The organism is Nostoc sp. LEGE 12447 (assembly GCF_015206985.1).
Classification (GTDB): Bacteria; Cyanobacteriota; Cyanobacteriia; order Cyanobacteriales; family Nostocaceae; genus Nostoc.
This window is the reverse complement of record NZ_JADEXT010000042.1, coordinates 23,749-38,248: the sequence shown is the minus strand read 5'-3', so window position 1 is coordinate 38,248 and position 14,500 is coordinate 23,749. Positions and strand designations below refer to the sequence as shown.

Genomic DNA, 14,500 nt, shown 5'->3' with positions numbered 1-14,500 from the left:
TTTCATTATTTAAAGTTGAAACAATAGTATTTACTGCTGGCAAATGACACATGACAAATGACAAATGACTAATGACTACACTTTCGCTTCTTGTTGCTGATACAGACAGTAGTAATAACCTTTGAGTGCCATCAATTCTTCATGAGTTCCCTGTTCTACTACAGCACCTCCATCCATCATCAGAATGACATCGGCATTGCGAATTGTGCTGAGGCGGTGAGTAATAAAGAACACTGTCCTATCTTTGAAGGTTCTTGCCAAGTTACCGCAGACTTGGGCTTCGGCATTGTAATCTAAGGCGCTGGTTGCTTCATCCAGAATCAGTAATTGGGGATTTTGTAGAACAGTACGAGCGATCGCGACTCGTTGGCGTTGTCCCCCAGACAGACCCGAACCTCGTTCGCCTACACGGGTGTTATAGCCATTGGGTAAAGACATAATAAAGTCGTGGGCGAATGCTACCTTGGCGGCGCTAATAATTTCTTCATCGCTAGCATCAGGATATCCCAAGGCAATGTTTTCGCGGATTGTGCCATCAAACAAGAGGGTATCTTGTAACACCATACCAATTTGACGGCGTAAAGAATAAAGTTCTACTTTGCTGATATCATAGCCATCAATCAAGATTTTGCCAGACTTAGGTTCATAAAGCCGAGGTAATAATTTTAGCAGTGTGCTTTTACCAGAACCGCTTTGACCAACAATTCCCACAAAGGAGCCAGCAGGAAAATCTAAGTTAATATTGCACAGTTGCATCGGCCCGTGTTCCGCGAAACTGAAGCTGAGATTTTCAAACCTGACACTACCTTGAATACTGGGCATGAGAATATTTTGAGAGTTGCCGATTTCTGTTTCTTGGGGAGTGTCTAAAATATCAGCAAGGCGTTGCAGAGATAGAGCGGTTTCTTGAAAATTCTGCCAAAGTTGCATCAGGCGTAACAAGGGACTGGTGACATAACCAGCAAGAATGCGAAAGGCGATGAGTTGTCCCAAGGTAAGGTGCTGATTGAGGACGAGAAAAGCTCCTACCCACAGCACTAACATACTGGAAAACTTGTTGAGAAAACTGCTAATAGAACTGGCGGTAGTTTGGGTAGAGACTGTTTTGAAACCAGCGCTGATGTAACGAGCATAGCGTTCTTGCCATTGCCAACGCGATCGCATTTCTAAATTTTGCGCCTTGACTGTCTGCATTCCCCCCATTACTTCTACTAGATAAGATTGTGTCTCGGCATTGCACTCAGCTTTCTCTTGCAATTGTCGGCGCATCAAAGGTGATACCATCAAGTTGAGCAAGCCAAATAGCGGTACTGTTGCCAAAGCAACTAATGTCAACACTGGGCTGTAAATTGCCATTACTACGATGTAGACCACTGAAAACACAGCATCCATCACTACAGTTAAAGCGGTACCAGTTAAAAAAGAACGGATGTTTTCTAATTCGTGGATTCGCGTTGCCAATTCCCCCACAGGGCGGCGTTCAAAGTAAGATAAAGGCAAACGCAACAGGTGATTAATCACCTCAGAACCAAGGGTGAGGTCAATCCGGTTGGTGGTATCTGTAAATAAATGAGTGCGAACGCTGGTAAGTATTGCTTCGATGACTGCAACTACCAGCAAAAAGATGCCGAAAACTTCCAGGGTATCAGGACTATTACCAACCAATACTTTATCAATAATCACCTGTGTAGCCAGAGGATTTACCAGCCCAAACAGTTGGATAACAATGGAAGCAATAAGTACTTCAATTAATACTTTGCGGTAGCGCCGCAGTGAGGGTACAAACCAACTCAAACTAAAGCGCGACTTGGGAGTATTTTTGGTGGTTTGTAGCAGCAGAACTTCTCCTTCAGCCCCCCAGTTTTCCGCAAAGTCTCGCAATTTGTAGCGCAGTAATCCCATCTCAGGAACAGCAATGAGTAACTCTCGATCGCTATTTTTGTAGATGATGGCAAAACTATCTTGCCAAGAAATTATGACTGGTAATTGCAAGCGTCCGACTGCGGTGGCGGGAACTTTGACTATCTGTGTTGTCAACCCCATCAACTCGGCGGCGGCGGCGCAAAATTGCAAAGATATAATCCCCTTCTGTTCGTGCTGCTTTGTCAGAACCCGGCGTAGTGTATCTTTGCGCCAAGAGATATTAAAGTATTGGCTTAACATTTGGAAGCAAGCTAGGGAACCATCCAACGGCCCTCTACCCTTAATATAAGGAAACTTCTTTTGTTTACCCTTAGCTGCTGGTTCTTCTGTGGCAGTAATTTCTGAGGCGTAAGGAATCTCTGCGGGTAAAAGTATTTTTGGTGTAAAAGGAGCGAGATTTTCTCCAAGTATTGATTTGGGCAATCCCACCAGACGCATATTTACATTAAATTTCAGCTTGGGGTTGAGTTCATCTAATTCTAGGCGACTACCCACGGGGAACTCAGCATCAAAATTACTGCTGACTAACCACAAAAATTCAGGATTTAAATGCTGGTGGAAGACTTTGCGCGCAGGGATTGTTCGGATGATAGCAACTTCAGTTGCAGCCTGGGCAAGCTTAATTACATTTTTACTACCATCTGCGCGACGGCTGAGTTCTTCGGTGAGCAGTTCATACACTTCTAAAAGAGTGATTTCATGTTGTAATGCTTGGACAAAAGCCTCTTCCTGCTTGAGTAAAGTTAGAAAATCAGCAATAGGTAGATTAATCGCGATCACTTCAGTAGAAGCGATCGCAGTTTCACAAGCAATCCCCCGCACATGACTTACCCAACCCAAAACTTCTCCAGATGAGAGTAATTTCAGTGTCGCCGGATTTTGTCCTTGGGAATTGTATGTTAATAAACGCGCTTGTCCTTGGTAAATAATGCTAATCTGATCGGGCATCGCTTCCCTTGCTACTATTACTTGCCCGATGCGATAGCGACAAAATCGCACTTTGTTGAGCAAATTTTCTAAAACATTTGGTGACAGATAATTGAAAGGAAACAAATCAGCAATAAATTCTTGAATATCAACGGTTGTATTTGTCATCATCTTAGACACCCTATTTTAATAAGTTTTACGCAGCGATGGCTTGTTGAGTATGTGCTGGTTTTGTGTTGATTCCCATCCAGGTTTTCTCTTCTGGTGATAGTTCACTTAGTTGCTGTTGAAACCAAGTTTCAAAATTCTCTTGCAGCAATCGTTGGCGCATAAAATTGTCTAACTGTGCAGTTATAAACTTTTCCACCCGGACAATCACCCATGATTCTCCAAAGGCTACAGGTGCTTGAACTATACCCACTTGACTTGTGCAAAGTAACTGAGCAAAATTTGGGGTGATTGTACCAACTTCCACTGGGCCGATGATGCCACTTGTCTCAGCTTCAGGACCTTGAGAATATTCATGCGCCAACTCAGCAAATGACTGTTCCCCTTCTGTAATTCGGAAGTATAGCTCGTTAGCAGTTCCTCTGTTATCAGTCCGAATTAAAGAATAAATTACTTTATCAAAATGTCTTTTGTATTTCAGGAAGTAAGATTCTAGTTGATGTCCCCAAGTTATTTGCTTGAACTTTTCGACTCTGAGCTTTCGGGTTGCAAAAAGTTCTAATTGTTCTTGAGTTAAACCGTAACGTAAGCACCAATCTTGGATTTTTTGCTCAGTTGTCAAATTCCACTGCTGATAAAATTGTTCTAAAGCCTGAGTTGTTTCGGCTAGTGTGCAGGTGATTGGTGCGATCGCAGACTCGATAATGCTCTGAGATAACAATTGCGGAATCAGATTGTAACTAGCCAAAAAGGGGAGAATTTCGTTAGGCAAGAGGGCGTGTTCGCCTATTTGTAAAGATTTATTCATATTTAAATCCTAATTTTGTTGAAATATTTTGATAAGTGCAGCTACGATTTTTGTAATAAAGCGGCAAAGTTCAAGTATGATTGTCTGCCGCTTGCATCATTTGCATACGCTTGAAAGCATTGCCGTACAATGCTTTCAAGTACTGCTCATCACTACCACTGCTTAAACTTAAGCAAAGGTGGTGGTGAAGTGGTCAAGAGTCAAGTTGTAGTTAGTCGCACCACTGAATTCTGTAACCTGCAAGAAATAATTACCAGCTTGGTTAATGTTGGAAATCAGTTCTGAAGTAATACCTCCGTTAGTAGAGCGTGCAATTTCCTCTCCGGCATCAACAATGCGATTATTGTTAATGTCTCGGATCAGCCGCATGTCAGCATCAGTACTTAGTCCGTTCAATTTAATGTTGACACCCTCAAAGTTTCCCAAAGAGAAGTTGTAAACATCAGCAGTGTTAGTGTTATTGACGTTACCTGTACGAGTCACATCAGCTGACAAATTACCAAGTACAAATTCCTTAGGCAGAAGATTGCTGAAACTAGCTGAAACCGCAGTTCCAGACGGTTCAGTCGCAGATAAGGCTAAATCGTAGCTGAGATCGCCTGAACTAGCTAAATTGACCGGAGATACTTCGGCAAAAAAAGTACCTGAGCTAGTTTTAAAGTTAATCGCCTCATCATGGTTGCTTCCCTGATTAGAAACTAGTCCAGAAATTCGGTCGAAGTTGTCCAATACACCGTTATTGTTAGCATCTCTAAACAGTCGGATGTCGGCATTATCGCCAGCACTGATATCTGTCAAAGACAGGTTGATATTTTTGCCGCTAGTGATTTTGAACTGAAAGACATCGGTGAGGTCAGATGGATCTAAATGAAAGTCATTCTGAAGAATGGGTGTGCTACCGAGTGTACCAAGATTGTAAAGTGCCATTTGTTTGTCCTTTAGGTGTTGATTTTGATGTGGTCAAGTTCAGATTAAGTTGTGGTTTGTACAAATATAAACGCCCGATTTAAATCGACATTTACCAGAATTTAACGGCTTAGAGTTTGATGAAAATAAATATTATTTCTTATTTTCAATAGAGCCTTAGTTGTTTGGTTTTGTGCAAGCCGTGTTCAGAACCTGTTGTTTAACCATGAATCTAAATTAAACTGTTTCTTCAATAAACACAGCATGAAAAAGACTTCTATAGTTAGGTGTTTGTTAAAGTAAATGCCAAGTGCTTTGTATTGTTTAGTCAGAAAAAGTCTTATAACTCACCATTCGCGTAATCAAGAATGAGTTTGATGAAATAAGAGATGTGTGAATAAGTAAGCGATCGCTTTGACAAACCTTGCTGACAACACAAAGTTTGTTGTAATTGATACAAAATAGACTCTGTGTTACCAGAGGCTTCTTATGGTTAAGTGGTCAAAAGTCAGGTTGTAGTTAGTGCTGCCACTGAATTGATTGACCTGCAAGAAGTAGTTACCAGATGTACAGTGACTTTTTATGTGTCGCTATGCCAAATTAATGTCATTGAGGGTGTAAAGCTTGCACTCAAAGAGCATTAAGCTTAGAAGTAGCACTGGGAGCTTACAACCTATATCAACACTAATGGCTGCAAGCCTAAAGCGGGTAAGACTTAACTCGATGACACGAATTTGTCTCAACGTAATTTACCCCTCTCCTAAGAAAACAGAATGGTTTCTTTCATCCATAGTGGGCGATCGCTCATGAACAGCTTCTGTCACTTTCCGGGTATTCTGAATAAAAGAATAAAAAAAGAAAACCCTGAAAGGTAAGTAGGGCAATGGATGTAGAATTACAAATCTTGAAACATTTGGCAAGAGATCCTCACCCAACAGTTGCCACCATAGATGAATATTGTGCAGAGTATAAAGACCTGTTTAAAGAAGTAAGAAATTATGAGTGCTTCAAATATTTACATCTGGGAATAATGTCCCAAATTCAAAGAAAATCATTACCAGAGATAGCGGAAGTAGTAAGTATAAACTCAGCGAGCGTCGTTACATCATTTTCTAGCCAATTCAGATTGGTCAGTAAATAAGTTAAAACAACAAAAACCGTCGATTGATATTTACCCAAAAGATTTACCTGCACTACCTCCTGCCGTTTTCTAACCGTCGAACTCACGTTTTATTAGGGGTCTATGTTAAAACTGCTGTAATTTATGTGCAACAAACATTTCGGCAGGTATTGAGTTCAAGTTAGAGATTTTGTGAGAAGGTGGCCGTCTAAAACCAGGGTAAGTTGCCCATTGGCAAGAACGCTAGTTCCTTGGATATAAGCAGCAACTGGGATTGCTTCCCCCAGAGGATGGATCGCAGAAGATTGTTTGCCGATGATGCAATCTACTTCTAAAGCACATCGTTTGTCTAAGTAACGAAATACTAATAAAGGCTTATCCTGCTTGAAAGCATTTAGTGTATTTGTGCTGTAAGTAGTAGCTGAGGTGGGAAGTTGGTTAGGACAAGTCAGCACATCAGTCAATAAGTGGACAGGGACGAGCATTTCTGTTGTTAAATCCTCATCAGCACAACCAAGGAAGCCACTGGTGCCAGAAGACTGCAATAATAACATGCGTCCCGCTTGAGTTTGGATAATTTGTTCGGACTGGGATAGATAAATCTGCTCTACAGAATCGGCAATAAATGCATAGACTCTGGAGTTAGCTTGACAGACGATAAGTTGAGCAATTTTTTGATCGAGGGGAATTTGGAGAGAGAAGGCTGTACCATGTCCAGCTTTAGACTTCAATACTATTCTTCCCTGAAGAACTGTTAATTGCTTGCAAACTTCAGTTAATTCTACTCCTAACTCTAAGGCAGCGCGATCGCATAAAACAGATGAAACCTCTGGTTCAATTACCAGTTCTTGTAAGATATCCCCTGGTTTTGTCAGGGCGAGTCCTTGGGCTAAAGCTTGTTGATAGATTTGAGATAAGTTAAGTCCTCCGCCATCATCACAGCCATCAATAATTAGTTGATTTCCTTGCTGGTAAATTTGAATTTCAATAATACCGTTGCTATTTTTACCAAGGTGTTGGCGTGTTTGGCTAGACTCAATACTTTGCTCTAGTAAATAGCAACTTATATGCAACAGAAGAGCATGGAGGCGATCGCTAAATGCCCGATCGACTTGGATATCGCTAACTTGTAAATGTAGTCTAGCAGACTTATCTTGTAGAGCTTGTAACTGAGACCAAAGCCGATGCAAGGATTCTAAGGCTACTTTTAAAGGAATAGTTGTAACTTTTTTGACTAAATTAGAAGACTGGTTAAGTAACTTTTCTTGCTGTATGAGTTCTTGTTTGAGTTGATGATGATTGTTATTCAGCGAATGAACAGTTGATGCCACCTGAGACGCTTCAGCCAAAACAGATTGCAGAGTACTGTATAATTGCTGAGAGCGAGAAGCAGCTAGAGGAGAAAGGGTATCTGAAATTCCTGCTAAACGTCCTGACCATTCCTGTAGATTATCCAGCAGGTGTTGTAATCGTTTAACTTGTCGGAGCAACCGCCCGATTGTATGTTGCTGTTGTTCTTCTTGACAGGCTTGCTGATTATATGTAGTTAATAATGTTGCAATTAGCGCGTTTAGTTGTTCGAGATGCTTAATATTGATGGGTGTGGCGGTTGGAATACTTGTTGCAAGAATGGTAGAAATCGATTCTTGCAAAGAGAGTGGATGGCGATCGCGAACAGATTTAACTAGGGATGCAACAGAAGTTTCAGTAGGCAGGGAAAAATCCCCCAACCAAGCATGAAAATCTTCTTCCTCTAGGTTCGCTAGTTCCTCTACCTTGATGGGAAGCTGCTCTGTATCTACGTGAACAAGGCTGTCAGACTGGGGGCTAGTTTCACCTATTAGTTCCCTGTCAAAACTATCCTTGTCTTTAACCATAACTTGCTCTGGTAGAGCCGCAAAAGATTCTACCTCGGCCAAGTGATCGCCAAACTGAATAACTGGTTGATGTTCCTGTGGTTGCTCTACCGATGTCTCAAGGTTTGTTTCCTGGAAGATAACGCTTTGTTGGCGATCGCCAAACTCTGCTTGTAGACGAGCAACAATGGCAGACATCCGCTCAAGAATTTCTACTTCGTCAATTTGCGAGGCTGTTAAAAATGCCATCAACAGCATTTGTAGGCAATCTAATCCTTCTGACAACAGGGAGGCGATTGGGGCGTTGACAGTTGCCCGATACTGATGCAGAAGCTGAAAAATCTCTTCTAGTGCAGCCGCAACTATGGCAATGGCATCTAACTCAGCTGCTATGGCAATCGAATGCAGAGAGCGAGCAGCTTCCATGAGAGCCGAAGCTGTACCAGGGTTACTGTCTTTTGTATAGTTAGGCAACTCCTGCTCCAAGAACAGTAACAGATCGATCGCTTCTTCTAGAAAGCGATCGTCGTTCTGCGGTTGGGGGACAAAATCGGTACTCATGAAAACAACTCTCAGTTTCTATGGGGTTTGTGACAATTCTATAAACTTCTTGTAGAAGTCGGGAAAAGGGGAAAGGGGAAGGTGGGGTCCCCTCTGGGGATAAGGGGCGGGGGGAAAGAGAAAGGTTCTGTATTTTGCCTTTCCCCTTTAACCTTTACCCTTTTCCCACCTCTTGCAAAAAGCACTTTTGCAAGAGGTCTTATGGCTTCGATATTGTTTGGAGGCTACAAGCAGCAATCTGGGCGATCGCTCTAAATTGCTCGTGGATTTGCGCGATTGACTCCAGCCCAGCACTGATTTGGCGATCGCACGGCTCGATAGCAGAAGCAACATCTCCTGCTGCCACCTGTAGTTCTTGGAACCATTCCTCTATATTTAGGGTGCTGTCGCGGGCTTGACGGGCGAGAATTTCCACCTGTTCGGCAGCAGCTAACAAACCTCTTTCCCGATCGCTAGCTTTTGTTGCTTCAATCGCTGTATTCAGGGACAAAACCTGAATTTTGCTACTCAAACCTTCCACAAGGTGAACAAAGCCAGAAGCTTGCTGGCAAAATTCACCAAGGTATTGCAGCTGTTTATTAGTAACAGCAACAGTATCTTGAATAGACATTAAATGCTCACCGGCAAGCTCGGCGATTCTTGCTCCTGCTTGTACAGCCTGGCTCACCTGCTGAAATGGCACTAGTAATTCAGAGCGATCGCAGGATTCAAGCTGTTGAGCAGGTGGAGCTACTATTTCAGCCCAGCGCAAGTTAATTGTCAACATCATTCCTACTTGTTGCAGCAAACTGCGCTCTGCTTCCTGCCATTGTCGGGGTTGGAGGCAATGATGAATAACTAAAAAACCCCAAGGCTGTTGTTTGACAATCAAGGGTAAGCACAGGCTAGCTTGCACCTGAAAGCGCTGCCAAAACTGCTGTTGGCGTGGGGTTAATTCTAATACTTCAGTTAGGTTGTTGAGTAAGTTTTGTCCGTCGCCAACATCGGGTTTATTAACAAACAAATTTATCGGTAGGGATTGGTTGAGCAACGATGTCCAACCCGCTTGTATAGCTTCTGCGATCGCTCGACTGCGATTATCTTCCTCAAAACGATAAATCAGGACGCGATCGGCGTTGAGAACATCTCGAAGGGCGGTAACTGTAACCTCCAAAAGTGCAGTTTGATTTTTTGCTTGCTGCATTTGCCGATCGATGACCGCAAGTTGTTCTCGCTGGAGTTGAAAAGCCCCTCGAACATTTTGATCGTTGTCACTGGGCGAATCCTTAGCCAAAGCTTGGATAAAAGCTTCGATTTGACTTACCTTCTGCTGCAATTGAGCGACCTTTGGCCCCTTAGCAGATTGAAAGACTGCTTTGATTAGAGCCACATTAGCCAAAATTTCTTCTATCTGGATTTCATTTTCAACAGGCTGGGTTTCAGAATTAGGGTCTAAAGTTGCGAGCGTCACAGAAAACTCCTTGGCAGCATCAAGTTAAATCAGTGGGTTTGCCATTGCAATGTCTGGGCGATCGCTCTGGTGTCTAAAATCCAGCGATCGCCTGGCAGAATACCTCGAACAAAATTTAGCAGTTTGTTTGGCGAAAAGTCGGTTGGTGCCGATTGTGCTTGCTGTAAATCCTGCCACTCTACATCGTAGACATGAGCTACCAAAAACCCGACTACCTGATTTTGCAATTCGAGAACCAGAACCATTGGCTTTTCTGGTCGTGACTGCCGCTTCAAAAGTGGCGCATAACCAAGCAAATGTTCCAAGTCAACCAGCCGCAGCATCTGTCCTTGCCAATTATAGAAACCTAAAATCCAACTTGGTAAGGCCGGGGCTGGGGAAATTTCTTGGCTAGCGAGATGAATCATGTCCACTATTGAGTCAAATGGTAGCAATCCACTTCCTTGATTTCCCAAGGGAAAACGGAGAAATCTTTGCCGTTGTTCGCCTGATGTCAATCCAGGAGCCAAGGTTGGGGTTGTTCCGGGCAACCCCAATTTATCAGCCAATATCTGGCTCATACCAAAAAGAAGTACTTTGAGTGGTTCCTCGTTTGGTGCTACAGGCAAAACAGCCATGTGGCTAACACAGCTTAACTCCGCCACTTGCCGATAAGACCAAGGCACCGGACGCACAGCTGACAAAGGAATATCGATTAAGGCAGGGGGCTTGTCCACAGGAATGCCACAAATTTCCCCAGTCCGCGTTTGAGTCAGAAGTAAGAAGCGCCCTGAAGTGTCAACCGCAGAGGGAACTTGATGCGGCTGTTGGGCTTGCACTTGCTGAATGAATTTCTGGCGCAAGTCCACAATCGTAATGGTTTGCGCTCCCAAATCAACCATCCCGATACCACTTTCAACCGTACTGCTAATAGGGGGACAAGCCATCACCTTGAGAACTGCACCAACTGGCAGGGCAAATAAATAGTCTGCGATCGCAAAAACAACGACTCGTAATGAGTCGCGCTCGCTGACAGCGCCAGATAATCGCTTAAACGGAAAGGGAGTGTTAAGCATAAATAATAGAAAGGGTAAAGGGTAAAGGGGAAGGGGTAAAGGGTAAAGATTTTATTATTTTGATGACTGATTTATAGATTGAATTTGATTAGATAGCATACGGCTCAACTCTATAGCTTGATTAGAAAGTTGTGTATAAGTTGGTTGGTCTAGATAGCCCACTTCTAACGCTACTCTTAAAAGACTGCGAACTTCACCGGCAGACCCTTTAGCAATATTTAGAAAGTTTAAGTATTCTTTGCGAGAATATCGTTCAAATCCTTCTGCAATATTTGTAAGTATTGATACGGATGCACGTCTTAACTGATCTCTTAAACCAAAGTCTCTACTCAGTTCACCTTCCTTAGTCCTTAAGTATATTTGCTTAACTAAGTCAATACCTTTTTGCCATACTTTTAAATCCTCAAAAGTTTCAATTTTTTTCCTTTCCATTCCATTCCTTCCCTTCCCCCTTCCCCTTTCCCCTTTCCCCTTTCCCCTTTACCCATTAACCAATTCAGCGATCGCGGCTAGAAAGCTCTGTTCTGAATAGGGTTTGGTCAGGTAAGCTTTCGCCCCTAGAGCTAAAGCTAATTGGCGGTGCTTCTGGCCGCTACGAGTAGTCAGCATCACCACAGGAATCCCGGACAAACGCTCGTCTTGGCGATGGTGTTCTAAAAACTCAAATCCATTCATACGCGGCATTTCAATGTCACAAATCACTAGATCGACATCACTGTGTTGCACCAATTGAGCGATCGCCTCTCGACCATCGCCTGCTTGCAACACTTGATAATCGGCTTTCTGGAGCGTCTGCACCAAACTTTGCCTTTGTACAACTGAATCTTCTACCACTAACACCATCAGTCGGTTAGGTTGAGCAACGGCTGTATTGACTTCCATCGGCTGTTGTTGCGGTTGCGTAGTTAGCTGGGATTGCTGCCCCTCTAGAGCAAGAACAGGCTCAGGCGCGGGCAATAGTTTAGTTGTAAGACTTGATGCCGGGGAAGTCGGCATCATATCTGTCTCCCAAGTTTGCCGAACTAACTCCAACGGGTCAACGATTAGGGTAAGACTACCATTGCCCAACACGCTGTAGCCTTGGATGTAACTAGGTAAAGTTAGGACTCTGCCGAGGGATTTAATTACTAATTCCTGCTCGACTAAAATCTGATCGACTTGCAAACACAGGTATTGATGCTCTGTTTCCAACAGCAGCAGAGGTTCAACGGTGTTCCGTTGTTTGACTGGAAAAGGACTTAGGTTTAAATTGTGGTCTTGGGTGAATAAAGGATATTTGTAATCCAGCAAATTCGCAAGCGAGCGGATGGGAACTAGTTGCTGACTTTGCCCTTCTCCCCACTGCCAGAATTTTTGGCTGCCTTGCCCGTGTAAAGATTGCTGGACTTGAATCTGCTCTGGCTGCGGTAATAAAACCTGGCTAACTCCTTCAGAGAGCAAGCCATAAGTAATACCTTGAGATTGACAAACGAGCAAGCGTGCTGTTGTCAAGCTCAGGGGCAATTGCAGCATGAAGGTGGTTCCCTGCCCTGAAAACGATCGCACCACAATCGAACCTTGTAAAGCTTGCAATTGAGTGCGAACAACATCTAAGCCGATACCACGGCCTGATAACTCACCAACCTGCTTGGCGGTAGAAAAGCCTGGTTCAAATAATAAATCTGCCAGTTGGTCTTCTGAGGCGTAGGCGGCTTGTTCGGGAGTCAGCAGGTGTTTTTCTATAGCTCGTTGACGAATGGATTCCCAGTTTAAGCCTTGACCATCATCCCGTACCTCAATAGTAGTGCGGTTGCCTTGATGATAGGCTTGAATTGTAATTGTTCCGGTTTCTGGTTTACCCTGCTGGCGGCGGGTTTCTACCGGTTCAATGCCGTGATCGAAGGCATTGCGAATCATGTGCAGCAAGGGATCGTATAGCTGCTCAGAAATGGCTTTATCCACCAGTACCTTCGTACCGCCAAGCTTGAGTTCAACAGGCTTATGATAATTTGCTACCATCTGTTGCAGCAGCCGGGGTAATCGATTCAACACTGTTCCCAGTGGAACCATTCTGGCTTGCAGCAAATCTTCCTGCGCTCCTGAAAGCAGTTGCTTGCGCTTTCCGAGACTGAAGCGAGATTGCTGAACTAAGCCATTAACAGCCTCAATCTGTTCTCCTAATTGCACCATGTCTTCTGTAAGATTTTGCAGGAGAATGTGCAACTCGCTATAGTTATCCATTTCTAAGGCATCAAAATTGGATTGTGCCTCGGTAGCAGAGATAACTCGTGGAGATCCATGTATATGTCGCTGCTTGCGTTCGGGAAGCAGCAGATGTCGATCCGACCAAGTAAAAACTTTACTAAGTTGTTGTTGACAGTACAAAAACTGTAGTAGAGTGTCTTGAGCTGCTTTGTGGATGTGATTAGATTGCAGGTTTTGTTGGTTTTCGCTGATTAGCAATTCCCCAATTGTATGGCTGAGGCGATCGAGCTGTTCTATCGCTACTCGGATACTGGGAAGTGATGCCGATGATTGAGCCTGGAGGCTTGGTGGTGGTGGAGAGGCTGGCCGATCTGAGTCTGAGTATCGGCAGGATGTCTGTGGATCTCCGATCCAGATTGACTGTAAAATCCGCTCTATGGCAGAGGGGGCTACTACCGAATCCTGAGAAATAGGTGCCAGTACCTCCGGTGTTTTCGGTACGGAGTTATCAGTCCGCTTCGGGAAAAACGACCAAATTGATTCCGCTTCGCTGGCACTGAGGAGGGGAGATGGCTGATTCTCAGTTGTAGTCGTTTGTATTGGTTGGGCAGCGATCGCAACTGGCTGCCCAAGCAGTTCTTGGACAGGAGTAGTGAGCATTGCCCATTCTCGCAATTGTGGAGATATCTCTCCTCCTTGAGTGCGATCGCCTGTAAGTACTGCTGCTTGAGCCGCTTTAAAATTTTCTAAAGCCGCCTGAGCGATTTGCAATACTTTATCTGGATGTGCTTTGAGCGCGTTTAGGGTCGCCTGGGCAATTTCTTCCAATCCAGATAAGCCATAAGATGCTGCTAGTTCGACAAAAAATTCGGCTTGGGAGTTGAGTGTTGTTTGAATTTGTTGCGGATCTTGGCTTTGAATGTCAGTTTCAAGCTGTTGCAAATCCTGGAGTACACTCCCGGAAAAGATTGACTCTACCACATCAAAGCCAAGTTCTTCCGAACTGGGAAGCGGAGCCTCACGACCAAAAAAGTCGCCTAGTTTATGTTGGAGTTGGGCGAAAATTGAGGCAGTGCGATCGAGTATTTCTGCCTCATTGCAGGATAAGCCCATCAAGGCAGCACTCAATGGAGTTCGCAGGCACTCATAAGCATCTAGAAGCAAAGCACCCAATTCTGGATCGATTTCTAATTCTGGAGCGTATAACGCTTGGAATACATCTTCCAAATGATGGGCAATTGTCTGAATAGTTTCTTGCCCAACACTGGCAGCACTCCCTTTGATAGTATGGGCGCTTCGCATCAAGGCATGAACTTTTTCTATTGTTTTTTCATCAAGTAGACCGATCAAATTCTGCTCAATGGTTTGTAACAACTCTGCCGCTTCCGCAAGAAAAGCCTGCTCTTGATTACTGGGATCGGGGTTCATAACATATTTTGCGAGATTAGGGACTTCCAAGAAATAAATTATCCAAATAAACGAACCACAGAGACGCAGAGAACACAGAGAGAAGAGAAATAGAGAGGATTTTTCCGTCAGTTT

At 43.8% G+C, this 14,500-nt stretch carries 9 protein-coding genes and 1 pseudogene; 2 read left to right on the top strand and 8 right to left on the bottom strand.

The features are described from left to right. Positions 1 to 75 precede the first annotated feature (75 nt). The 3 genes from IQ274_RS29025 to IQ274_RS29015 form a co-directional block, all read right to left on the bottom strand. Complete coding sequence (locus tag IQ274_RS29025; RefSeq protein ID WP_194144300.1) at positions 76 to 3,018, bottom strand: peptidase domain-containing ABC transporter; 2,943 nt, start codon at positions 3,016 to 3,018, stop codon at positions 76 to 78. A 28-nt stretch (positions 3,019 to 3,046) separates the two neighbouring features. Further along, the gene (locus tag IQ274_RS29020) at positions 3,047 to 3,826 is read right to left on the bottom strand and encodes a peptidylprolyl isomerase (RefSeq protein WP_163934068.1); all 780 of its coding nucleotides are present in this window, start codon (positions 3,824 to 3,826) and stop codon (positions 3,047 to 3,049) included. Between the two features lie 168 nt (positions 3,827 to 3,994). Then, positions 3,995 to 4,753 carry a PPC domain-containing protein gene (locus IQ274_RS29015; RefSeq protein WP_163934066.1) on the bottom strand — a complete coding sequence of 253 codons (759 nt, stop codon included), beginning with the start codon at positions 4,751 to 4,753 and terminating at the stop codon, positions 3,995 to 3,997. Positions 4,754 to 5,229: 476 nt separating this feature from the next. On the opposite strand from IQ274_RS29015, the gene IQ274_RS36815 reads away from it, so the two are divergent. Together IQ274_RS36815 and IQ274_RS29010 are read left to right on the top strand one after the other, a co-directional pair. Next, positions 5,230 to 5,376, top strand: coding sequence for a hypothetical protein (locus tag IQ274_RS36815; protein ID WP_228058427.1), 147 nt, complete (start codon positions 5,230 to 5,232; stop codon positions 5,374 to 5,376). A gap of 239 nt (positions 5,377 to 5,615) precedes the next feature. Further along, a pseudogene (locus IQ274_RS29010) lies at positions 5,616 to 5,889 on the top strand (IS701 family transposase); the annotation flags it as partial. 139 nt (positions 5,890 to 6,028) lie between these two features. On the opposite strand, the gene IQ274_RS29005 reads toward IQ274_RS29010, so the two are convergent. The 5 genes from IQ274_RS29005 to IQ274_RS28985 form a co-directional block, all read right to left on the bottom strand. After that, entirely contained in the window at positions 6,029 to 8,269 is a 2,241-nt protein-coding gene (locus IQ274_RS29005; protein WP_163934063.1) for a chemotaxis protein CheW, read from the bottom strand. 199 nt (positions 8,270 to 8,468) lie between these two features. Next, positions 8,469 to 9,719, bottom strand: coding sequence for a GAF domain-containing protein (locus tag IQ274_RS29000; protein ID WP_194144288.1), 1,251 nt, complete (start codon positions 9,717 to 9,719; stop codon positions 8,469 to 8,471). Positions 9,720 to 9,748: 29 nt separating this feature from the next. Beyond that, on the bottom strand, positions 9,749 to 10,774 hold the full coding sequence (locus tag IQ274_RS28995; protein ID WP_194144287.1) for a chemotaxis protein CheW: 1,026 nt from the start codon (positions 10,772 to 10,774) through the stop codon (positions 9,749 to 9,751). Positions 10,775 to 10,828: 54 nt separating this feature from the next. Next, positions 10,829 to 11,206 (bottom strand): four helix bundle protein, encoded by a 378-nt coding sequence (locus IQ274_RS28990; RefSeq protein ID WP_163939498.1) that lies wholly within the window; start codon positions 11,204 to 11,206, stop codon positions 10,829 to 10,831. 48 nt (positions 11,207 to 11,254) lie between these two features. Further along, a complete protein-coding gene (locus tag IQ274_RS28985) occupies positions 11,255 to 14,386 on the bottom strand; it encodes a hybrid sensor histidine kinase/response regulator (RefSeq protein WP_194144286.1) in 3,132 nt (1,043 codons plus the stop codon). Positions 14,387 to 14,500: the final 114 nt, after the last annotated feature.

What these genes read in the sequence shown, in the direction of transcription:
- IQ274_RS28990 (WP_163939498.1), bottom strand. Translation starts at nt 11,206, where the DNA reads ATGGAAAGGAAAAAAATTGAAACTTTTGAGGATTTAAAAGTATGGCAA.
- IQ274_RS29015 (WP_163934066.1), bottom strand. Translation starts at nt 4,753, where the DNA reads ATGGCACTTTACAATCTTGGTACACTCGGTAGCACACCCATTCTTCAG.
- IQ274_RS29020 (WP_163934068.1), bottom strand. Translation starts at nt 3,826, where the DNA reads ATGAATAAATCTTTACAAATAGGCGAACACGCCCTCTTGCCTAACGAA.
- IQ274_RS29005 (WP_163934063.1), bottom strand. Translation starts at nt 8,269, where the DNA reads ATGAGTACCGATTTTGTCCCCCAACCGCAGAACGACGATCGCTTTCTA.
- IQ274_RS28995 (WP_194144287.1), bottom strand. Translation starts at nt 10,774, where the DNA reads ATGCTTAACACTCCCTTTCCGTTTAAGCGATTATCTGGCGCTGTCAGC.
- IQ274_RS29025 (WP_194144300.1), bottom strand. Translation starts at nt 3,018, where the DNA reads ATGACAAATACAACCGTTGATATTCAAGAATTTATTGCTGATTTGTTT.
- IQ274_RS28985 (WP_194144286.1), bottom strand. Translation starts at nt 14,386, where the DNA reads ATGAACCCCGATCCCAGTAATCAAGAGCAGGCTTTTCTTGCGGAAGCG.